Here is a 21812-nt window from a genome sequence, read left to right on the forward strand (position 1 = left end):
GCCGGATATAACAAGGAATAACAAATATGGGCTCAGATGATCGGGCCAAGCTTATGGACAGCTTGAAAGCCAATCGGCGGTCCGCGCGCGGACGCTCGGCGTCAGCGCCCGACCGCGCTCAGGCAACATCTCCCAAACGCAGGGTTTTCGACTTCAAGGAGTTGCCCCAGGTCAAGCAGTTGCAGATGCATCGAGCGGCTGCGGACATGATGGGGATCGAAAATCCTTTTTTCAGGCCGCATGACGGGTTGGCGGCTGGAACCAGTTTTATCGGCGGAAACAACTACGACAATTTCGCGTCTTACAATTACCTCGGGCTGAACGGGCATCCGAAGGTGAACGCGGCGGCGAAGGAAGCAATCGAACGTTTCGGCACCAGTGTCTCCGCCAGCCGGATCGTTGCCGGAGAACGGCCATTTCATGGCGAACTGGAAGCAGCTCTTGCCCGCATTCACGGGGTTGAAGCCGCCATTGTCATGGTCTCGGGCCATGCCACCAATGTCACAACCATCGGACATTTGATGCACAAGGGGGATCTGGTTCTGACCGATTCCTATGTGCACAACTCGATTGCCGAAGGTGTCAGGCTGTCCGGCGCAACGCGCATGAATTTTCCGCATGACGATCTCGATGCACTGGAAAAAATGCTGGCCGACCACCGGCACAAATTCGAGAGAGTCCTGATTGCCGTCGAAGGTCTTTATTCGATGGACGGCGATTTTCCCGATCTCAAGAGGATCGTGAAACTCAAGCAGTCCTATGACGCCTGGCTGATGGTTGATGAAGCGCACTCGATCGGTGTTCTCGGCGAGACCGGCCATGGCATCTCCGAACATTTCGGGATTGATCCGACCGAAGTCGAGATCTGGATGGGAACGCTCAGCAAGACCTTTTCGTCCTGCGGCGGCTATATCGCCGGTTCAAAAGTTCTGTGTGACTATCTGAAGGTCTCGGCTCCGGGCTTTGTGTTTTCCGTTGGCCTGTCCGCCGCCCTTGCCGGGTCCGCGATTGCTTCGGCGGAAATTCTGGAACAGGAACCGGAGCGGGTCACGCGCCTGCAGAAAAACGGCTCACTGTTTCTCAAACTGGCGAAAGAGGCTGGCCTGAACACCGGGCCAAGCACGGGATATGCTGTCATTCCGGTCATCGTGGGTGACTCCGCCGGTGCGGCAACGCTCTCCAATCGCTTGCTTGCAAAAGGCATCAATGCCCTGCCGATCATTTTTCCGGCCGTTCCGGAAAAATCCGCACGCATCCGTTTCTTCATAACGAGCGAGCACACGGAAGAGCAGATTGTCCGGGCCGTAGAAACAACTGCGGCAGAGCTTGATGCCATGCGTGACGACGGGACGGCAGTCGACCGGCTGATCAAGGCTGCCAGGTAACCCGGTGGCCCTTGGAGCAGCCGGTTTTTCCGTTATGTGTCAGAGGATGGTTCGCGGTAACGCGGATCATGCTCGATTTCCGCTGAAAACCCGCCAAGGAACAGATCGCCAAGGACAGGTGGCAACAGGTTCTGCAGCCGGATACCGAATGCCAGCAAAAACGGAAAGGCATAGAAGGCGCGCCGGCGTTCTATCGCGCGCCGCATCAATCCTGCTGCCTTCTCGGCGGACATTTCAAAAGGTTTTGAACCCTTGTGCCTGGCGGACATCGGTGTCGTCACGAAGCCCGGACAAATGATCGTCACCGAGACACCGTAGGCTTTTAGCCAGCCACGCAGGGAGTGGCCGTAGGCGATGATCGCAGCCTTGGTCGCGCTGTAACTCGGCATATCCGGAAGAGCCCGCATTCCCGCGAGCGATGAAATCAGAACGATCTGTCCCCGGCCGCGCGTTTGCAGAGCATCGACCGCGCCGGAAACGGTATTGACCACGCCCCGATAATTCACGTCGATCTGCCGGTCACTGTCCGCGTCGCTTTCACGGGTCCGGTCAGGTCCGAGACCGGCAGTGACCCCGGCGTTGGCGATGACGAGATCGACGGGATTGCGCGCATCGAGCTCCCGAAGGTAGGCGTGAAGCTTTTCACGGTCGCGGATGTCGATCGCCGCGGCTTCTCCTTCCGCGCCAAGTGCGCGTATGTCTGTCAGGACCGGTCCCAGCCGCGCCTCATCACGCCCGATCAGCGCCAGAAAGGTTCCCGGGCAGGCAAACTCCCTGGCCAGTGCCTGGCCAATGCCACCACTGGCCCCTGTCAGCACGATGACCCTGTCATATCGGTTCGTCATGGCCATTCCTTCTTCCGGGTCGCCCGGATTTCACGCGGATTCTATGAATTGCGAGTGGCATGAGACTTCAAATGCCCAATTTGCGTCCGAGCCAGGATGAATGACGCTTCAGCGCCGTGACAAGAAGGTGCCTCCTGTCTCCGCGCTGTTCACTCAACCTCGCCACAAGGAATTCCGGTGTGCAGGGCAGCAAGGAGACCGGGTCGACCGTGCGGGCGTATTTGACCAACGCCAGATAAACCAGTTCCGGCAGGCTGCGGGCGCGTCCCCTGCCCGGAATATCCGTCAGATCCTCGCACAATCCCCAGCCAGCATAAAACGGCGACCCATGCACAGTCACCTTCTTTCCGCGAAGGATCGCCTCGAACCCGGAAAGTGACGAGAAGGTTTCGACACTGTCGACCGCTTCGATCAGATCAATGATGTTGGCATCCTCGGCAATTTCATCAGCGTATTTCAAAGCCGTTTGCCGGTCGACCTTGCCCTTGCGCAATCCCGTTTCCACATCCGGGTGCGGCTTGAAAACCAGATAGGCGTCCGGATACCTGGCGCGCACCAGTTTCAACAGATCCAGATTCACATTCGGTGTATTGGCACAGTCGATTGTCCCAGACATCGACTTGCGGATTGCCGCATCATCCGCAACCTGTCCCGGGACCAGGACCGTTGTTTTTCCGGCAGGAAAGGAAAATTTGCGAGACTTGCCGAAATTATATTTCGACACGCGGGCAGCACCGATCAGTTCAACCAGATGTTTGCCGCGATGCTTTTCCGCCTCGGAGAGCTCTTGGTCCTTCAGAAGCACTTCCAGGCGGCTAGGCCGGGACGGGTCGTAGTAGATACCGAGGTCGTCCACGGCAAGCATCGCGCCACGGGCAAGGCCTGCCCCCAGGCCCACGGACCGCAGGAACCCGTCCTCGATCCGCAAGAGCGGAATTTCTGCGACCGAGCAAGCTTCTTCAAACGCCGCATCCGTCCGTCCTGCCCAGGACAGGATCTGACCACCGCTTTGCCTTGCTGCAGCGATCGTTTCTTCCCGGGTTTCGTGAAATGTGACATCCCCGCCCCTGCCTGAGAAAGTTGCCCGGATTGAAGGGTGGTTCCAGTACTGGGCTCCATAACAGTGGCTCGCGCGGTGATTTTCCTGCCAGTTCGACTGGACCGTGTGAAAGACTTGCAGGGCTTCAGGCCAGTCGACCGGCTGTCCGGTATAAGGTGAGAACCAGACCGAGTTTTGGGTCAGTATGGAGTCCAGCACAGTCTCTGGTGCTATGCTACGTTTTCGGGAAATCTCGTCAATTGCTTGCCCGGCCTCACTCGTTTCCCCTGTGTGCTTACGGTTCAAGAGCAGACCTTCCAGGTCCTCGCCGCCGCGCTGTGAAGGTTCAGGTTCTCCAACCGCTGCGCATGAAAGATCAAGGCTGCGCCAGGTGCCGACAAATTGCGGTTCGGATCGGTCAACCTGCACACCGGTCGTGGCCGCGTCTACGGAGATCCTTGCGAGCACCAGCCAGGGGTTGCTCAAGTCCTCATCGCCGGGCTTGTCCAGCGGCAGAAGAATGACACTTGCAGGAATACGTTTGGCGTCAATTGGTGTCGGCCCAGGCAGCACGAGAAGAAGGCCCGCTGCTTTTCGCGTCGCCAGGTCAACGGCCGCAGGCAGATGTTCCGGTCCGGCGGCGACATACAAATGCCCCTGAATCTCCCCTTTCGCCCCTCGCTCTTCAAAAGCTGCCTTGATACGCGCCTTCCACCTGACCAGCGACGGGGCTGCAGCGAAGAGAATTTTCGGGCTTTTGGTGCGCAGATTCACAGCGGCACCCCGAGTTTGCGCGCTTTTTCGAGCCTGGGCGGCGGCTCAACAAAGGCTCCGAGCGGATTGAGCTCACGTTTTGCGATGCGATCCGCGATATTGCGGGCGGCAACGGACACACCCTCACGGTTATGGATCGAGCCGCGAATTTGGGTGGTCGCCGCCAGCGCGCGTATATAAGCGCTCAGGAGCGATGGGTCAGGACGTTGCGGGTCGTTCCAGAAACCGGCGAGGTCACCCTGGTGTGTCAGTCCTTCAATGTCATAGTGGGCCGGTACCAGGGGTTTGACCGGAACCTGCGCCTGCAAGGCTTCCAGGCCGGCGGTCGAGTTGAGCGTTACCAAACCTGCGGCGGCCTCAAGGGGTTTTGACAGACCTCCGCCGTCGAGATAATGCATCCGGTCACTCAGGCCATGCTGGCGCGCCAATGCGTTCGATACCTCCGACCAGTTCTCAAATCCGACATCGAGTGGATGGCTTTTCAACACCAGATGCGCACCATCCGGTGCTGTCTCGGCAAAAGACCGGAAAACGATGTCCAGAACCTGCGAGAAGCTTTCATACGGAGAATGCCTGCGAAGCTGGAAGTCACCTTCAAGCTGGATCGGCAAAACAAAATAGCTGGCGCCCGTATTCCGAAGTGCCCGCAAATCACGCTCTGCTTTTGCATTCCGTTTTTTTTCCCGAAGGAGCCGCGCCGCGCCGCGCAGATATTCCTCAATCGGCGGGTAGATCGTATGGCGAACATAGTTCGGATATAGCGGCTTCAAGAACACGTTCGTCAGATTGTAGACGACGTCTGGAGCCGTTTGAAGCCAGAAGGAGGATGGAAACCGCGGCTCCAGGCTCACGTCTCCTGCCTTGCCCGCAACCGTCCGAACGGCATCGGGCTCCTGCGGAAAACGACTCAGTGTCGACAGCCCGTTTCTTTCCAGTGTCATCCAGCCCGGTCGCAGGGCCCCGAGTTCGGTCACGGCAATCTGAATCCCAAGCGGAAGCGCTTTTTCTATGGCAATCCTGTGGTAGAGCCGCTGATCTCCGTGCAGCACCAGATCTGTAATTTCATGCGTGGACAAAAAGGCCTCGATGAAATCAGGCCAGTCTTGCGGCGCGCCCTTGAAGCTGGTGCACCCCGCGCCATGCCAGTGCAGCCAGTCTCCGGCGCAGAAATTGATCCGGAAAACCTGACAGCCCAATTTCCCGAGATGATTTCCCGTCAGCCTGAAAAGGGGCGACAGCGGCCCCTGCAGAAAGAGAACCCGCCGCCCGGAACAGTCGATCCCCGGCTCTTCCTTGCGGGGGTCAGCCTGGCCAGACATGAGTCCACCGCTCCATCTTGCCGCGCGTCTTCAGTTGCTCGGAAAATGTCGTTGCGATGCCCCGCGATCGGGCCTTTTCCAGCCTTGGAGGTGTCTCGCAAAGCGCATCCGGCAGATTGACGGCCCCGGCAATGATGCGTTCTGCCATAAGTTCCGCCGCCGCTTCGCGGCCTTCCTCAGTGAAGAAACAGCCTTTGACCTGTATCGAAGCGGCCAGCAACCGCTCCAGCGCTTCCAGAAGATCCTGATCAGGTGCGGTGCCCGCGCGCCAGAATTCGTCCAGCGGTTTCTGACAGGTCAGGCCCTCGATGTCATAGAGCGCGATTCCGAGAACTTTCGTCGGACAGTCCGCCCGCAACGCGTGCAATCCGGTCGTACTGTTTATGGTCAGGGATCCTGCCGCGTGACCGAGAAGCCTGTTCAGGTTTCCACCGTCCACGAGCAGAACACGTTTTTTCACGCCGTGTTTTTTGGCGATTGTGCGCAGGATGCGCGACCATGGTTCCATGCCGTTGTCGAGCGGATGTATCTTGAAGACCAGACGGGCCGACGACGGGGCATGGAGTGCGAAGGACCGAATGACCTCCTCGGCCGCGTCAGCGATATGACCGTACTGGGAATTGTAGCGAAGCTGGTAATCGCTTTGAAGCTGCAGGGGGAAAACGTAATAGGGAAGCCCGGTGGCGATTATGTCGTCAATGACATGATGGGCGTGGCGATTGCGGCGCCTGGCCATCGCAAACCGGGGAATGTTGCTGAGATAGTCGATGAACGGATGATACAGCTTGTCACGCACATAACCGGGAAAGGCCCACGCGAAAATCACGTTGGCCATATTATAGCTGACTTCATTCACAGCTTCGTTGATGAACGGATATTTGTATAGCGGCTGACGATCAATTTCCGGAAGCGTCTCGCCGCTTCGACGTATGAGATCCGCGTCCTCTGGAAAAAGGGAGTGAGCGGACATACCGCGATGTTCCAGAGTGATCCAGTCGGGCCGCAAATATCCGTTCTCGAAGGCCAGGCACACCAGCCCCAGATCCGCACCGACCTCAGCCGCGGCGACATGGTAAGGGACGCGGTCGGCGTAATAGACAATGTGGGTAACTTTGTTCTGCCCGCAATAGTTACGCAACCATTCCGGCCAGTTATCAAGCCTGCCGCGGTAGGAAGTGCATCTGCGGTCATGCCAGCCGAGCCAGTCCCCCGCCGACAGATTCACCCGCAGGGTTCGCACCCCCCGTTTTTCCAGACTGTCCGCGATCGTGCGCGCAAAGACCCCGGGCGGACCTTGCAGAAAAAGCACCACCATGGAGCTGACTGGTCTCATTGCATTACGCCAACCTGCTGGCTTGGACGGTTAAAACTGCCGGTTCAAACCGCTGAAAGTTTCGACCGGCAATCTTTAATCGTAAATTCGCTGGACCGTCGAGTAATTGCTGATGAGCGGTGCGATAATCTGGAGGAATTTTCCGAGTTCCGCGGTCGGATGGTTCGAGACGTAGAGAATGTCCTTGTCCCGCATCTCGAAATTCTGCGCCAGGAAGAAGCCCTGGGGATCTCTGAGACTCAGTTTGTAAACCATGGGAACAGTCGTCTGACCCGCAAGCTTGCTGTCGAGAAGAGGCTTCAACTTGCGGACAAGTGCCGCGTCTTCGTAACGGAACAGAAACACCCCGTTGGCATCGGCACGATCATCACGCAACCCGCCCACGGTTGCCATGGCCTCGGCCATCGTCACCGTCTTGGTCTTGAACGGAACGAGCTGGTTGGCCTTCACAGCACCGAAAGCTGAATAGGTGCGGGGACGATGCGATAGAAGAATATTGTCGCCTGGCGAGACAAGAACGTTGTTTTCCGGATAGTCGATCAGGTCTTCCAGCCGCGTCGTTCCGGCACGGCGTCCCCGTTTCAGCGTAACGACCGTCTCGTAGGTGGCCTCACGGGATCCACCCGCCTGGGCCACGAGGTCAAGCAGACGCGTGTTGCGCAGGGGCAAAGGATAAACGCCCGGCTTCGCCACATCGCCGACAACGACAGCGGTCGTGCTGAGTTTGTCCTGCAAAGAAACAAGAACCTGCGGCTCGACTGCCTTGCCTATCAGCTTTTTCTGAATTGACTGGCGCAGCCCCTCGATGCTCAAACCCGCCGCACGGACGCGTCCTGCATATGGGATGAAAATATAACCGTTTTCATCCACCACGGAGGGTATCTGGCTGGAGCCGCCACCGCCGCTGGAAAACAGTCCGTCAGGAGACGCTTCCCAGATCGTGACCACCAGAGTGTCCCCGACCCCGAGCAAAGTCGACGAACCGCCGCTGCCAACGCCGTGGAACTGATTTGCAAATGCCAGGGGACGGTAGGTCTTGACGAGATCGATGTTTGTCGGCTCGAGCACCACGACAGTGTAGTCGCCAGCCTTGGCGCTGTCCTCGACATCCTGCGAGGTAATATTGATTGCGGCCGGCCCGTCTCCGGGTAGAGCGGAACATCCGAACAACGCCCCCGCAACCACCAGTACTGACAAAATTCGCATTAGACCCCATTCCACCCGTTTGTTGTCCGTCTGGTAGCACCCTCTGGCCATTATGTCCAAGACACAACGTCCTTATTCCCAGGAGAAATTTTCACCTGTGACTTTGCTGTAACAGTACACTTCTTTTTCCTAGTGAATTGATTAATTTCCGATTTATCGTCTTAAGATCGGCACAAATGAGGCACATGCGTCGCGAGGTTTACCCGCGCCTGACGAGGACATCAATGACCGCGAACGACCTGACCTTGATCGTTGAAACAATCAGGAAATCCTCGGAAGATTTGACAGGTTGGCTTACGGAAAAAGCTCTTCCTGTCTGGTGCACGGAAGGCGCAAACCTTACAGCGGGAGAGTGTTTCGAAGCAATTGACCTGGAAACGAGGCGGGCCCTTCCTGTCCCGCGCCGGGCACGCATTGTCCCCAGGCAAATCTATTCCTTTCTGGAAGGTGCAAAACTTGGCTGGCCGGGTCCTGCCGCCGAACTTGCGATCAAACTTTCCGATTGGCACGTGAAGACGTTTGTGACGGACGCGGGGTATTACGCCAGCGCCGCAGACATGGAAAACCGGATCACCGATTCTTCGTTTGACCTTTACAATCAGGCTTTCGCCCTGTTCGGTTTCGCCTGCATAGCTTCAACGGTTCCAGACCGTAGGGCCGCCGCGACCGCGCACGCCGACAAACTCCTGAGCTTTCTGTTCGAAAACTATCGACATTCGAAAGCCGGGTTCCGGGAGGCCAACCCGGACAGGGCACCGCTTTGCTCCAATCCGCACATGCACCTGTTCGAGGCTTGCCGTGCATGGGAAGCAATCTCCGAAGATCCTGTCTGGACTGACCTTTCCGATGAAATCGCAGAGCTTGCGCTGACCCGGTTCATCGATCCGGTCAACGGCGGTTTGCGGGAATTTTTCGATCTCGACTGGACGCCTGCCCCGAGCGACAAGGGCCGTGTGATGGAGCCTGGCCATCAATTCGAATGGGCCTGGCTGCTGGCAGGATGGGGACAATCGCGCGGCGATGCCGGCGCCCTTGTCGCCGCTCGTCGTCTTTATGACATCGGCTGGACCTACGGCATCGATGAAAGCCGGGGCGTGGCCTTCATGGCGCTGAACGACGACTTCACCGTTCGCGACCCGGTTGCCCGACTTTGGGGACAAACCGAATGGATCAAGGCGGCGGTCGCCATGGCGAAGATCTCGACGGGAGCCGAAAGAGAGGCCTATCTCGGCGACATTCCCAATGCAGTGCAGGCATTGCAGATCTACTTCAAGGACGTGCCGGCGGGCCTTTGGCACGACAAGCTTACGCCGGAGGGGGATTTTGTCGATGAGCCGGCCCCGGCCAGCTCGCTCTATCATATCGTCTGCGCAATTTCCGAATTGAACGCATTCGCGAAATCACTATGAGGAATTGCGGCCGCCTGCATTCAAGGGCCTCATGACGAATCGGGAGCAGGAAAAGACGTAATCCGCCTTTTTCATTTACCGGCGACATTCTATAGCTTGTCGCCGAATCCGGATTTCAGCTCACGAACACAGAAACAAGGACGCGGAATGCCCGAGGCACAGATCATTGACGGCAAGGCGATCGCAGAGTCGGTTCGCGATGAAATCACCCGCCGGGCAGCAACGCTGCTTGAAGCCAGCGGCGTGCGTCCGGGTCTGGCGGTCGTGCTGGTCGGGGAAGATCCGGCAAGCCAAGTCTATGTACGCAACAAGGACCGGGCTGCGGAAGCCTGCGGGTTTCATTCCGTCAAGCATACGCTTCCTGCGGAGACCGGCGAAGCCGATGTTCTCTCGCTTGTTGAAAGCCTCAACAACGATCCGGACATTCACGGCATTCTTGTGCAGTTGCCTTTGCCCGGACATATCGACGAGAGCAAGGTGCTTCGCCTCATCCGGCCTGAGAAGGATGTCGACGGCTTCCATCCCGTCAATGTCGGCCTTCTTACAGCCGGAGAACGGGCAAGCGCGCTGGTTCCCTGTACCCCTGCGGGATGTCTGGTTCTCCTGAAACGAACTCTCGGGGACACGCTGGCCGGGAAGAATGCCGTCGTGGTCGGGCGATCCAACATCGTCGGCAAACCGATGGCCAGCCTTCTGCTTCAGGAAAGCTGCACCGTCACGATTGCACACAGCCGGACCCAAAATCTGCCGGATGTCGTGCGCGCGTCCGATATTGTCATCGCCGCCGTCGGCCGCCCGCAAATTATAAAGGGGGACTGGATCGGGCAAGGAGCAACGGTCATCGACGTGGGTATCAACCGCATCCCCGCCCCTGAACGCGGCGAAGGCAAGAGCCGGCTTGTCGGCGACGTCGCATTCGAGGAAGCGCTTGAGCGCGCGGGCGCAATTACGCCGGTTCCAGGTGGGGTCGGACCGATGACCATCGCCATGCTCATGGTCAACACGCTGACCGCCGCACGGCGCCTGCTCCATCTCCCTGAAGAAGAGCCGTTGTTTTAAGGTCTCCATCTTCTTGCACAGACCATGGCAATGCTGCTCGAAGATGAGATCATAGAGTTCCGGCACCGGCTGCGTCGTTTGTTTCAAGTCGTTGTCGCGCCAATGCACTTGCGCTGTTTGCGCCGCCATGATCTATCGTATTGAGAGTCCATTAACCGTGGTTGACCTAACGTAAAAAACGTAGGGACTGCGTACGCAGTTTGGCTTGATTGTGACAGGATACACTGAGGCAATTCGGCCATGCCAAACCGTCAGGCGGCAGTTAGTGATGGGTCTACCGTCCTGCAAACCCGGCTTTGCATCGGGTGCGCGTGGTTACGCATTTATGGCATCGGCCGGCTTGCCGGCTAGCGGTGTGCTTTGTGCTGCCAGACGCGTTCTTCAGGCCGGACTGATATTCACCGCACTGACAACGGCATCACAATCCGCCCATTCCTTTGAACTTTTCGGCTGGAAGCCCTTCGGGTCTTCGGAGGAAAATCCCGAGGCGGTTCCGGATCCCATTTCCTACAAACCCGAGATCACCCTCTCGAGCGACAATGAGCATCTTTCGACGGAGCTAAGCAGCACCTCGATCCTGATGCAGAAGCAGAAACAGCCGCCGTCCGGTGAAGCCGGACTGCTGGCCCGCGCACTTTCCGATCGCGAACGGCTGGTCGCAAAGCTCTACTCGATCGGCCGCTACGGCGGCACTGTCGACATACTGCTCGCGGGCATCCCGCTTGAGACCGCCCTGGAGCAGTCGGATCTTCCCTCAGCCCGTCCGGTCAACGTCACCATCATGGTGAATCCGGGCCCTGTTTTCACCTTCGGGGACATTTCGATCTCCTCGCGCGGAGCGGACCTTTCCTCCGACCCCGCTTTCTGGGACCTCTCTCCCGGCGAGGTGGCGGCTTCGGACGAGATCCTGGCGGCGGAAGGGCGGATGGTCACTGTCCTGCGCGGCCGCGGCTATCCGAAGGCGAAGATTGCCGAGCGGAGGATTACAGCCGATCACAGCACCAACCGTCTCGCGGTTACGCTGGTAGCCGATGCAGGTCCTAAGGCCCATTTCGGCGCCGTTTCCGTCAGTGGGACAAAGGTTACCGATCCGGCATTCGTCCTTCAGCAGGCCATGCTTCCACAAGGCGCGCTCTATTCTCCGGCAGACCTCGCAAGGGCCCGCAAACGCCTGAACGATCTCGGCATCTTTTCTTCCGTCCGGCTGATTGAAGGTGACATCGCCGGTCCCGAGGGGACAATGCCGATCACCATCGAGGTGACCGAGCGCAAGCGTCATGTGATCGGCGCCGGCGCGTCCTGGTCCAGTACGGAAGGCTTCGGAGTTGAATCCTATTGGCGGCGCAGAAATCTCTTCGGCCGCGGGGAACTGCTGTCGGTGGAAGGTTCCATCGGCCGGATCGCGAACGAAAGCCTTGAAAAACTCGAATATTCGGCACGCATTGCCTTCGAAAAACCCGGTGTTTTCGGTCCGCTGACCAGTTTCTCGACGAGCCTGGGCGCCCGGCAGGAAAACCCTGATGCCTATCTCAGCCGCACAATCACCTATGATGCCTATCTGAATCGTGAGTTCACGGATCAGCTCAAGGGCCGTGCGGGGGCCGAGATTTTCTATGCCGACGAAGAAGATGCCTTCGGGGAGAGTGACTACCTGCTCGTCGGCTTGCCGGCCGATCTGACCTTCGACAACAGGGACAATCTCTTGAACCCTTCCAAAGGGGTCTTTGCCGCGCTTTTCGCGGAACCTGCCTATGACACGCTGAATTCCAATGCGATGGGATTCGTGAAAGGCACCGTTTCGAGCTACTACGCGCTGGATGAAGCCAAACGCTTCATCCTTGCCGGCAAAGTCACCGCCGGCTCCATTTTCGCGCCCTCCGTCGAAGCAGTTCCGGCGAGCCGGCGTTACATTGCCGGCGGTGGAGGCTCTATCCGCGGATATGCCTACCGGAATGTCGGTCCGCGGGTGAATGGCGAAGTGACGGGAGGCCGGTCTCTCATCGAATTGTCCGGTGAAATCCGTGTCCAGATGACAGAAACGATCGGTGTCGTGGGATTTGTGGATGCGGGAAACGCGTATGAGAACAGTTTTCCCGACTTTTCTGAGGGCCTGAAGGTGGGCGTTGGCGCCGGGCTGCGCTACTTTACACCCATAGGGCCGCTTCGTATCGATGCGGCTATACCGCTGGACCCGGGACCGGGTGACCCGGATTTCGCCCTTTATGTCGGTTTGAGCCAGGCGTTTTAGCGCATATGCGTTTTCTAAAGCTTTCATTACGGGTCTTCGGATTCCTGATCGCGCTTGCGATCGCCATTCCGATTCTCGCCATCGCCGCGATGCAGGTGTCGGCCGGCCGGGCGTTTGTTTCCGGTGTCGTCAGTAACCTTGCATCCGCTGACGGACGGATCGTGCGCATCGAAGGCCTTCATCTCGACTTCAATCTCAACGGCGGGCTTGAGCGCCTGACCGTTGCCGATGAGACGGGTGTTTGGCTTGACGCCGAACAGTTCACACTTGGCTGGAATCCGCTGATGCTCCTTTCCGGCGAACTGGAAATCGCCAGCGTGACCGCCGCCCAGATCAACCTGGAAAGACAACCTTCAATCCCGCAGGACGAAACCACCGGCAAAGCGCCCGGCAGCGATGACTCTACGGGTTTCTCTTTGCCGGTCGACGTCACTCTGGAGAGTTTCCGTCTCGGCGAAGTGAACCTGGGACAAGCCTTGCTTGGAACTCCCGTCTCCCTGAGCGCCTCGGGGTCGGGAACGTTCGCAGCCGACCCTGCCCTTCTCACGGCCCAACTGGACGTCAAGCGCACCGACGGAATCGACGCCAGCCTGCTTGCCACTGCCGAATTCGAACCGGCCGCCGAAAAGCTTGCCTTCGACATCACGATCTCGGAACCTCGCGGCGGTTTGGCCGCACGTCTTCTCGAAGTCCCAGAGCTTCCGGCCCTGCGCCTGGAGCTCAAAGGCGACGGTCCCTTGACCAATTGGGCGGCCAAACTCGGTCTGGATCTGGACGGACGGTCAACCGTGACAGGTTCCGCAAGGATTGAAGATACCGCCGGCGGACGGCACCTTTCCTTCGATCTTGACGGCGATCTCGCTCCCCTGGCGCCTCCCGAGGTCCAGGCGTTCTTGCTCGGCACCACAAACGCTTCGGGAGAGGCCCGGTTCTCCGATGATTTCACACCGCAATCGGCGCTGCTTGCCCTCAAGACCCGAACAGTTTCCCTTGATGCCAGCGCAGACCTCACCAGCTCCAAAATTGACGCTTCGGCCCAGCTTTCGGTGAGCGCGGGTGAAGGCGCCCTTATTGCCGTTGAACTGGCTGACCGGCGAATTGCATTCGGTCCGCTGAAGGCCGACTTTACCGTTTCCGGGCAGCGGTCATCCGCCGACTGGTCTGGCGATGTGAACATTGCGTCCTTTCAAACGGCGGAAGTCCGGACGGGTGAACTGGACCTGAAGACCTCGGGCTCCGGCGCCGATCTCACACCTTCGGTCATGAATTCGCCATTCGACTTGTCCCTCGCGATTGCTGAACTTGAAGGACTGACACAGGAAACTGCCCCGCTGTCAGGCCCGTTGTCCATGCAGGGAAAGGGGACAGCCGATGGCAGGAACAATTCGCTGCGGATCACGGATCTTGCCGTCAACACTTCGGCCGGTCGCGTCACGCTGTCGGATACGGAGATTTCCGAAGACAAGGTCGACGCTCGTGGCCGCCTGTCGCTCACGGATCTGGCAAAATTATCCGGTCTCGCCGGACGCGATCTCGGGGGCAGTGTTTCGGGAAGCTTTTCCGCCGACCTGGACCCGGCCACGCTCACCGGATCGGCAACCAGCGCGCTGGTGCTGCGTGAGCTCAAAACCGGCGTTTCCCAAGCGGACATGCTGCTGTCGGGAGAAAGCAACCTCGATCTGACGCTGGCTCTTGCAGGACAGGACGACATAACCGTCAAAAGCCTGGCGCTGAAAAACAATGCCCTGGAGGTTCGCGGCAATGCGCACTACCAGAAGACCGCCCTCACCTCCGATCTGACAGTCAGCCTTGAGGATCTGTCCAGAGTAGATCCTCAGCTCGCGGGCGATCTTGTGCTGGACGTTCGTTCCTCCGGTCCGATAAGCGCTCTTGAGGTTGAGGCGAACGCCACCTCTCAGCAGATCCTGCTTGCGGGAACGCCCCTCGACGACCTGAGTTTTTCCGCGGATGCGACGGCGGATCCGGCCGCACCAACAGCAGCCGTCAAAGGCACGGCATCACTCAACGGTCAGCCGATCTCCGTCGATGTGGTGCTGACCAGCAAGGACGGCGGCGCGGACGTCTCTCCCCTGTCGATCCGCCTTGCCGGAAACACCGTGACGGGGGCTCTGTCCATCGCGAATGTGGACGAGCCCGTCGAGACGCTGAGAGGCGATCTGACGATTGACGCTCCCGATCTTGCTTCCCTCTCCCCACTGCTGCTGACGGAGATCAGTGGCCATCTGCAAGGGACATTGTCCGCCAATCCGGACAACCGGACGCTGGCGGTTGATGTCACCGGCAACGATATCGGCATTCCGTCAGTCAGTATCGGCACCCTGACGCTGAAGGCCAACCTGGCGGCGCCCTATTCCCCGGAGAACGTCACTGCGGATATTCAGCTCTCCGGCCTGCTGACGAATGCAACCCCCATTCACAGCGCCTCCATCAGCGCAACACCGGATGGGGATGGCACGGCGATCTCGGCACAAGTTGCCATGGACGAAAAAGAGCGCGACGGACTGACCCTCAAGGCCCGCGTCAACGAACCCGATACCGGTGCATATGTGCTGGCCCTTCAGGAACTCGCCCTGCGCTATCAGGGTCTTTCCAGCGCGCTCAGGCAGCCGACAACCATTTCCTATAGTGGCGGCGAAGCGACAATCGCACCCCTGGAACTCAAGCTTGGCGACGGATCTCTGTCGGTTGCCGGCAAAGCCGGACAGTCCCTGGACATCGCCGCCGATTTGAAGTCGGTGCCCCTGAGCCTCGCAAACGCGTTCCTGCCGTCACTGGGTCTTGGAGGCACTTTGTCGGGCAATGTGAAAGCCACGGGCAGTGCCTCGTCTCCCGAGGCGGAATGGACGATAACCGGCTCTTCGCTCACGTCCAGCGACCTCAAGAGCAACGGGCTGTCGGCTCTTGACCTCACGTCCTCCGGTTCGCTGAAGTCCGATCAGATCACACAGACCACCCGCGTCAGCGATCCGAACGGATTGAACCTGACCGCCAACGGCGCCATCGGACTTTCCAGACCGAATGCTCTGTCCATCTCGCTTGACGGGACGGTTCCCCTTGCCGCGTTGCGGCGTCCCTTGCTGGATTCCGGACTGAGAGGCGAAGGGACAATTTCCGTGCAAGGCACGGTTTCGGGCAGCGCTGCGAATCCTGCCTACCAGATGACGGCAACTCCGGCCGGCCTCAAGATAACCAGTCTGACCACCGGCCTGACCGCACAGAACATCGGCGGCACCATTTCGATTTCCCAGGACCGGGCGGTGTTGAACGGCATTGTGGGAGATCTTGCCACCGGCGGAAATTTCTCTGCCGGGGGAACGGTGGGCATGAAAGACGGACTGGCTGCAGAAATCGCTCTCAAGCTGAACAACGGCCGTTACGTCGACCCCGGCCTGGTGACGGCGGTTATCAATGCCGATCTGAAAGTTTCCGGGCCACTCGCGTCCCCGACAGGTTCGGCATTGATCAATGGAACGGTCAAGATCAACAAGGCCGACATTTCCATTCCCGAAAGTCTGCCCGGCGCCATTCCTCCTGTCGATGTGCGCCATGTGAACGCTTCGAAGGCGGTTCAGTTGCAGGCAGCGGAACTCAGTGGCGGATCGCAGCAGAGCGAAACCCAGGAGAGAAGCTTCCCGCCACGCCTCGACATCCTGCTCTCCGCGCCCGGCCAGATCTTCGTTCGTGGCCGCGGACTCGATGCCGAACTGCAGGGTGAACTGAAAATCGTTGGAACGACGACCGATCCGCAAGCAATCGGTGCCTTCAGCCTCCGGCGCGGTCAACTCAATATCCTGACACGGCGGCTTCTGTTCTCGCATGGTACCGCCACATTCGAAGGATCTCTGACACCGGTCATCGATTTCGCCGCCACGACGACAGTCAGCGATACGACGATTACCGTGAGTGTCAGTGGTGAGGCAGACGACCCGCAAATCGCATTCACGTCCTCTCCTGAACTTCCACAGGACGAGGTGCTCGCTCTCCTGCTCTTCGGCAAGAGTGTCGGCAATCTTTCGCCAACCCAGGTCGCACGGCTGGCTGCCGCCATCGCGACCCTGACGGGTGGAAATGACAACAGTCCCCTTGCCTCCATCCGCAAGTCGCTCGGGCTTGATGAGATAGACGTCAACACCACTGGTGAAAACGGTCCGTCGGTCTCGGTCGGCAAGTATATAAACGACAACATCTACCTTGGCGTCGAACAGGGAACCGGGACAGATTCAAGCCGCGTCCAGGTCGACATCGATCTCGACCGCGGACTGAAAGTGCGCGGTGAAGTTGGAGCGGACGGGTCATCGAAAGCCGGTATTTTCTTCGAGAAAGAATACTGAGACCATATCCGAACCCTGACATTCCTATCAGGGACATCGCAGATTTCCGCCGTTCAGCGATCTCAATCCGACAAAGTCCGGTCCAGCTGTTGCGATGCACCGGCCTGCCGTGCGAGGTTGCGGGCCATGAACCACATATTCAGGAAGAATTCTCCGTCGGGACCGGCGGGGACCGTACATCTGGCGGCGGAAACGATCGTCAGTGACGGGAGTGCGACCATGTCGAACAACAGTAGCGACTACACTTTGGGGGAACGGATCTGCAAGGCGCGGGACGCCTCGGGCCTGTCCACCGCCCAGTTGGCACGCCGGCTCGGCATTAAGACGGCGACGATGCAAAGCTGGGAAAGCGACCGTTCCGAGCCCCGTTCCAACAAGCTCGTTCTGCTTGCCGGCGTCCTGAATGTCAGCCCGACCTGGCTGCTCGTCGGCCGCGGCACCCCCCCGATTTCGGAAGACGCTCCGGGAGCGGATCTGGACAGTATGCGGGTCGCCCTTGATCGAATTCAAAAGCAGGCCCAGACGCTTGCCGATGAAATCGGGGTGCTGCAGGACCGGATAAACGGGGAATAACTCGCAAACGCCGACTGATCGGTCTTTATCGCCTTCCGGCTCAGGTCTGTTCCCCCTCCCCTGCAAACCTGAGGAGATCCTGCAGAATTTCCTCAGGCATCCTCACCCCTTCACGGACAGCAGTCTCGCGCGCTTCCAGCCTGCGGCTGCCGGGAAACCTTGGCGGCGACCAGCACCTTGGCTGCCAGACCTTCAGTTTCGGCAATTGAAACAGTTGGTGTCACTCTTTGTTGCCGTCTCTGCTGCTGCTGAAGATCCGTAAGCGATGAGCTGTTCGCGCCCTGGCCGGAAAATAACAAATCGGAATTGAACTCCGAAGGCCGGAACGCGCCAACACCGCTCCCCGTCATCCGTTTGCCACCCGTGCCTTGTCGTAGGCGACCGTCAGAGCGTCGCGTGGTTGCGGCACGAGCTTCAGAAGATCGCTAACGTCAGACTTCAGGAAGCCGGCCATCGCGGCCGACGAGATCGATAACAGCATCGGGGCCTGAAAGGGCAAGAGAGGCACGGTGGATAGCCGCTCACGCTCGGCCGCAAGACTTGTCGGTTCATAGGCAACTGCAAGCCGTTGTGCCAGATGGGATACGGAAAATGGCGTGACGCCGGAAAGTTCATAGGTGAGCCCCGCGTGTGCCTTCGGATTTTGAAGGACTTCGAACGCCGCGTCGGCCAGATCGGCTCTCGCTACTGCGGATATCGCAGCGGTGCCGAATGGCACCGTGATCCGCCCTTGGCGCGGCGCGGCAAGCGTACCGATCAACTCCGCATAAAGCCCGTTCCGAAGGATCGTCCACCCGAGACCGCTTTCGATCAAGGCGCGCTCAGTCCAGCGATGTGCGAGCGCAAAACCCAGATGATCGCTGGCCGCCGACAGGCTTGTGTAAACAACATGTGTAACGCCTTGGCGGCGTGCCTCTTTTAATACGGCTCCGTGCCTCCGCATGACAATGTCATCTTCTGCATAGCCGGCGGAGAGAAGGAACACAGTTGAGATGCCTGAGAAGTCCAGCGTCTCCCTGTGATCGAAATCCATCAGTCGGTCAGCAACTCGCGAGCGGCTGGCTGTTTCAACCGGAAGTCCGGCCTCCTTCGTTCTTTGTGCTACAAGTGATGCAAGCTGGCCCGATGCGCCGGTTATCAAAATCATGGACGTCCCTTTCCTTTAGGTTCCGGCATGGTTTAGGACGTTTCGATCAGACACATAAGGAGGCACAATCTTGTCCGCTACGCACACCGATGTTCGCGGGAAAGCCGCGATAGAACCTTGCGGCTCGCCGGATCACGAGGACTGCGGAATACGCCTTGCGCTTGATCGGCTGGGCGAACAGTGGACGGTAATGGCGCTTGCTGAACTATCCGCAGGCCCGCGGCGGTATCGGGAGATGGAGCGTGCGCTGGTCGGCGTCTCGCAGAGAATGATGACCTTGACGCTACGCCGCCTGGAACGCGACGGACACGTTCTGCGTCATGTCGAGCCGACCGTTCCGCCGAGTGTCACTTACGAACTGACGGAGCTCGGCCGTTCCTTCGCGGAGCAAGTAGCTTCACTGGTCATATGGAGCAGGCGGCGCAAGGACGAAATAGAGACGGCTCAGGCACGCTTCGACGGCCGGCCAACAACTTGACGGAGAAGGTCTTCTGCTTCAAATCAGGCGACTACGGATGGCGCTCCCCTACCTCGCATTCCCGCTTCCTGCAAATTGCCTTTGCTACGATCTCGGCGCGCCCTCTTTCAACTAGAAAGCACTTGCAAGAGCCCACGCTCGCCCTCTATCTCTAACGCATCTATTCAGATCAGAAATCTGCCTCCACCTCATCCCAATCTTCGGGGAGCCTTCCATGTCATTGAATACTTCGCTGTTGAAACAACAGGTTTTTATCGACGGTACCTGGCTGGATGCCGATAGCGGCGAAACGATCGAAGTGACCAATCCTGCGACCGGTCAAAAGATCGGAACCATACCCATGTGCGGACGGGCGGAAACCGCTCGCGCTATCGCCGCTGCGGACGCCGCGCTGCCGGGCTGGAAGGCTTTGACCGCGGAAGCGCGCGCCGGACACATGCACAATCTGTGTGACGCCATCATGGACCAGATTGACGATCTCGCAGTTCTTCTGACGACAGAGATGGGCAAGCCGCTTGCCGAGGCAAAGGGCGAGATCGCGCTGGGCGTCAAATATATCCGTTTCCTTGCCGAGGAAGGCAAACGCGTCTACGGCGATACAATTCCTTCGCCCTGGGCCGACCGGCGTATTCTGGTCACCAAGGAGCCGGTGGGCGTCGCAGGCTCCATCACACCGTGGAACTTTCCCAATTCGATGATCGCCCGCAAGCTTGGTGCGGCGCTCGCCGCCGGATGCACCATGGTGATGAAACCGGCCGAGTTCACACCCTATTCCGCGCTGGTCTACGGTGTGATGGCAGAGAAATCGGGACTGCCCAAGGGTGTCATCAATATCATCACCGGCGATGCCCCGGCCATCGGCGAGGAGATGTGCGAGAACCCGGCCTTGCGGAAAATCACCTTCACCGGGTCCACCCGGGTCGGCAAATTGCTGGCCGGCAATGCCGGCAAGAACATGAAGAAGATTTCGATGGAACTGGGTGGCAACGCCCCTTTCATCGTCTTCGACGATGCGGATCTCGACCGTGCGGTTGAAGGAGCGATTGCCAGCAAGTTCCGGAACTCCGGCCAGACCTGCGTCTGCGCCAACCGGATTTATGTTCAGGCGGGCGTCTACGATGCATTCGCCGTGAAACTGAAAACGGCAATGGTGGAGCAGTTGAAAGTCGGAAACGGTCTGGAGAACGGCGTTACGCAAGGTCCGTTGATCAACGAGGCGGCCGTTGAAAAAGTTGCCGTGCATGTTCAGGACGCACTCGCCAAGGGCGGCGTTCTGATGACCGGCGGACACCCCTCGAACGGCCCTGGAACGTTCTTCGAACCGACACTGATCACCCGCGCCAGCAAGGACATGAAGGTCGCCCGTGAAGAGACCTTCGGCCCTCTCGCGGCGCTCTTCAGCTTCGACACCGAGGAAGAAGCCATCGCGCTCGCGAACGACACGGAATTCGGCCTCGCCTGCTACTTCTACACCAAGGACCTCGGCCGCAGTTTCCGGGTGATGGAAGCGCTGCAATACGGCCTTGTTGGTGTCAATGAAGGCGTGATCACCACCGAGGTCGCCCCTTTCGGCGGTTTCAAGGACAGCGGCGTCGGAAACGAGGGATCCAAATACGGTCTCGACGATTATCTGAACGTCAAATACAGCTGCATCGGCGGTCTGGGCAAATAGGCCGGCCTTTGACGTCCTCGTTGTCGGAAAGCGGTTAAACCCCGCTTTCCGAGAAACGCGGGATATTGATCCAGACGGGTATCCGGTGTCAGACCGGGGTCATCAACTCCCGTTCCACGGACCGGAAGACATCGACGTGATCGATGTTCATCTGTTCGACACCGCAGCGCACCGCTTTTTCAAAGACGGCCCGGTCGTCGCCGGCATAAAACATCTGGGTAATGAGGCCGGCCTCTTTGGCTCTGGCCACCAGGTCCTCCTCCACATTGTCGTGGTGGAACTCGAGGATTTGCGCATCCTGGGCGACGGCACGGTCAACCGATCCGACATGCATGTAGAGGACCATGCGTTTCAGGTCGGGCACCTTGGCACGGGCCTCGGCGCGGATTGCCTGATCGAACGAGAATGTCCAGGCATCTTCGAGCATGCCCCGGACGGCGAGCATGTCCCGGATTTCGGCCGGATCGCCTTCCTTGATCTCGACATAGGTCGCGATCCGTCCTTTGCAGGTATCCAGAAAGGCGTCCAGGCGCGGAACCCGCTCGCCGGCAAACTCGGGTCCGAACCAGCTTCCCGCATCCAGCGCATCGATGTCCGCCGAATTCATGTCGGCGATCCTTCCGGTTCCGCTGGTTGTTCTGTCCACTTCCGCATCGTGGAGCACGTAGAGAATGCCGTCCCTGGATGGACGCACGTCGAATTCAACCACGTCAGCCCCGATGTCTATCGCCTTCTCAAGAGAGGCAATGGTGTTCTCCGGAGCCATCAGGCTGGCACCCCGATGACACACTATGACCGCTTGTTTCACGTTTAATTCTCCTGTGTCCCCGGACCGGACGTCCGGAGCTTGCCACGGCTGCCGGCCAGCCCGTGAGGAAGGAAGTTGGCAGATCATGTGCCTGAATTTCTTGATGAATTGATGACACCGAAACTTTGCTCATGATTTCACTTACTTAATGCGCACCTCCTGACT

15 protein-coding genes are annotated in these 21812 nt (G+C 58.9%); 8 read left to right on the top strand and 7 right to left on the bottom strand.

Annotation, left to right across the window (positions count from 1 at the left end; translation table 11 throughout):
- Window positions 1-26 precede the first annotated feature (26 nt).
- Window positions 27-1385 (top strand): aminotransferase class I/II-fold pyridoxal phosphate-dependent enzyme, encoded by a 1359-nt coding sequence (locus tag OA90_RS09595; RefSeq protein ID WP_068409929.1) that lies wholly within the window; start codon window positions 27-29, stop codon window positions 1383-1385.
- A 32-nt stretch (window positions 1386-1417) separates the two neighbouring features.
- On the opposite strand, the gene OA90_RS09600 is transcribed toward OA90_RS09595, so the two are convergent.
- The 5 genes from OA90_RS09600 to OA90_RS09620 form a co-directional block, all read right to left on the bottom strand.
- On the bottom strand, window positions 1418-2230 hold the full coding sequence (locus OA90_RS09600; RefSeq protein WP_068410610.1) for an SDR family NAD(P)-dependent oxidoreductase: 813 nt from the start codon (window positions 2228-2230) through the stop codon (window positions 1418-1420).
- A 67-nt stretch (window positions 2231-2297) separates the two neighbouring features.
- On the bottom strand, window positions 2298-4043 hold the full coding sequence (locus OA90_RS09605) for a hypothetical protein (protein ID WP_068409932.1): 1746 nt from the start codon (window positions 4041-4043) through the stop codon (window positions 2298-2300).
- Window positions 4040-5362 (bottom strand): capsular biosynthesis protein, encoded by a 1323-nt coding sequence (locus OA90_RS09610; protein WP_068409943.1) that lies wholly within the window; start codon window positions 5360-5362, stop codon window positions 4040-4042. Before OA90_RS09610 ends, OA90_RS09605 begins: the two co-directional genes overlap by 4 nt.
- A complete protein-coding gene (locus OA90_RS09615) occupies window positions 5346-6695 on the bottom strand; it encodes a capsular biosynthesis protein (protein ID WP_208986061.1) in 1350 nt (449 codons plus the stop codon). Before OA90_RS09615 ends, OA90_RS09610 begins: the two co-directional genes overlap by 17 nt.
- Before the next feature lie 75 nt (window positions 6696-6770).
- A complete protein-coding gene (locus OA90_RS09620; protein ID WP_068409947.1) occupies window positions 6771-7901 on the bottom strand; it encodes a polysaccharide biosynthesis/export family protein in 1131 nt (376 codons plus the stop codon).
- A 224-nt stretch (window positions 7902-8125) separates the two neighbouring features.
- On the opposite strand from OA90_RS09620, the gene OA90_RS09625 reads away from it, so the two are divergent.
- The 5 genes from OA90_RS09625 (at window position 8126) to OA90_RS09645 (ending at window position 17542) form a co-directional block, all read left to right on the top strand.
- Window positions 8126-9310 (top strand): AGE family epimerase/isomerase, encoded by a 1185-nt coding sequence (locus OA90_RS09625; RefSeq protein WP_068409950.1) that lies wholly within the window; start codon window positions 8126-8128, stop codon window positions 9308-9310.
- A gap of 147 nt (window positions 9311-9457) precedes the next feature.
- Window positions 9458-10369, top strand: coding sequence for a bifunctional methylenetetrahydrofolate dehydrogenase/methenyltetrahydrofolate cyclohydrolase FolD (gene folD, locus OA90_RS09630; protein WP_068409955.1), 912 nt, complete (start codon window positions 9458-9460; stop codon window positions 10367-10369).
- A 325-nt stretch (window positions 10370-10694) separates the two neighbouring features.
- Window positions 10695-12617 carry an autotransporter assembly complex family protein gene (locus tag OA90_RS09635; RefSeq protein ID WP_068410613.1) on the top strand — a complete coding sequence of 641 codons (1923 nt, stop codon included), beginning with the start codon at window positions 10695-10697 and terminating at the stop codon, window positions 12615-12617.
- 5 nt (window positions 12618-12622) lie between these two features.
- Window positions 12623-16969 carry a translocation/assembly module TamB domain-containing protein gene (locus OA90_RS09640; protein ID WP_068409958.1) on the top strand — a complete coding sequence of 1449 codons (4347 nt, stop codon included), beginning with the start codon at window positions 12623-12625 and terminating at the stop codon, window positions 16967-16969.
- Window positions 16970-17188: 219 nt separating this feature from the next.
- Window positions 17189-17542 carry a helix-turn-helix domain-containing protein gene (locus tag OA90_RS09645; RefSeq protein ID WP_068409965.1) on the top strand — a complete coding sequence of 118 codons (354 nt, stop codon included), beginning with the start codon at window positions 17189-17191 and terminating at the stop codon, window positions 17540-17542.
- 346 nt (window positions 17543-17888) lie between these two features.
- On the opposite strand, the gene OA90_RS09655 is transcribed toward OA90_RS09645, so the two are convergent.
- The gene (locus OA90_RS09655; RefSeq protein ID WP_068409970.1) at window positions 17889-18689 is read right to left on the bottom strand and encodes an NAD(P)H-binding protein; all 801 of its coding nucleotides are present in this window, start codon (window positions 18687-18689) and stop codon (window positions 17889-17891) included.
- 70 nt (window positions 18690-18759) lie between these two features.
- Between OA90_RS09655 and OA90_RS09660 the strand changes: the two genes are divergently transcribed.
- The gene (locus OA90_RS09660; protein WP_082836947.1) at window positions 18760-19167 is read left to right on the top strand and encodes a helix-turn-helix domain-containing protein; all 408 of its coding nucleotides are present in this window, start codon (window positions 18760-18762) and stop codon (window positions 19165-19167) included.
- Between the two features lie 214 nt (window positions 19168-19381).
- A complete protein-coding gene (locus OA90_RS09665; protein WP_068409974.1) occupies window positions 19382-20839 on the top strand; it encodes an NAD-dependent succinate-semialdehyde dehydrogenase in 1458 nt (485 codons plus the stop codon).
- Window positions 20840-20927: 88 nt separating this feature from the next.
- Here OA90_RS09665 and OA90_RS09670 read toward each other — a convergent pair whose 3' ends face one another.
- On the bottom strand, window positions 20928-21647 hold the full coding sequence (locus tag OA90_RS09670) for a glycerophosphodiester phosphodiesterase family protein (protein ID WP_082836948.1): 720 nt from the start codon (window positions 21645-21647) through the stop codon (window positions 20928-20930).
- Window positions 21648-21812: the final 165 nt, after the last annotated feature.

It is taken from the genome of Labrenzia sp. OB1 (assembly GCF_001624695.1).
Classification (GTDB): Bacteria; Pseudomonadota; Alphaproteobacteria; order Rhizobiales; family Stappiaceae; genus Roseibium.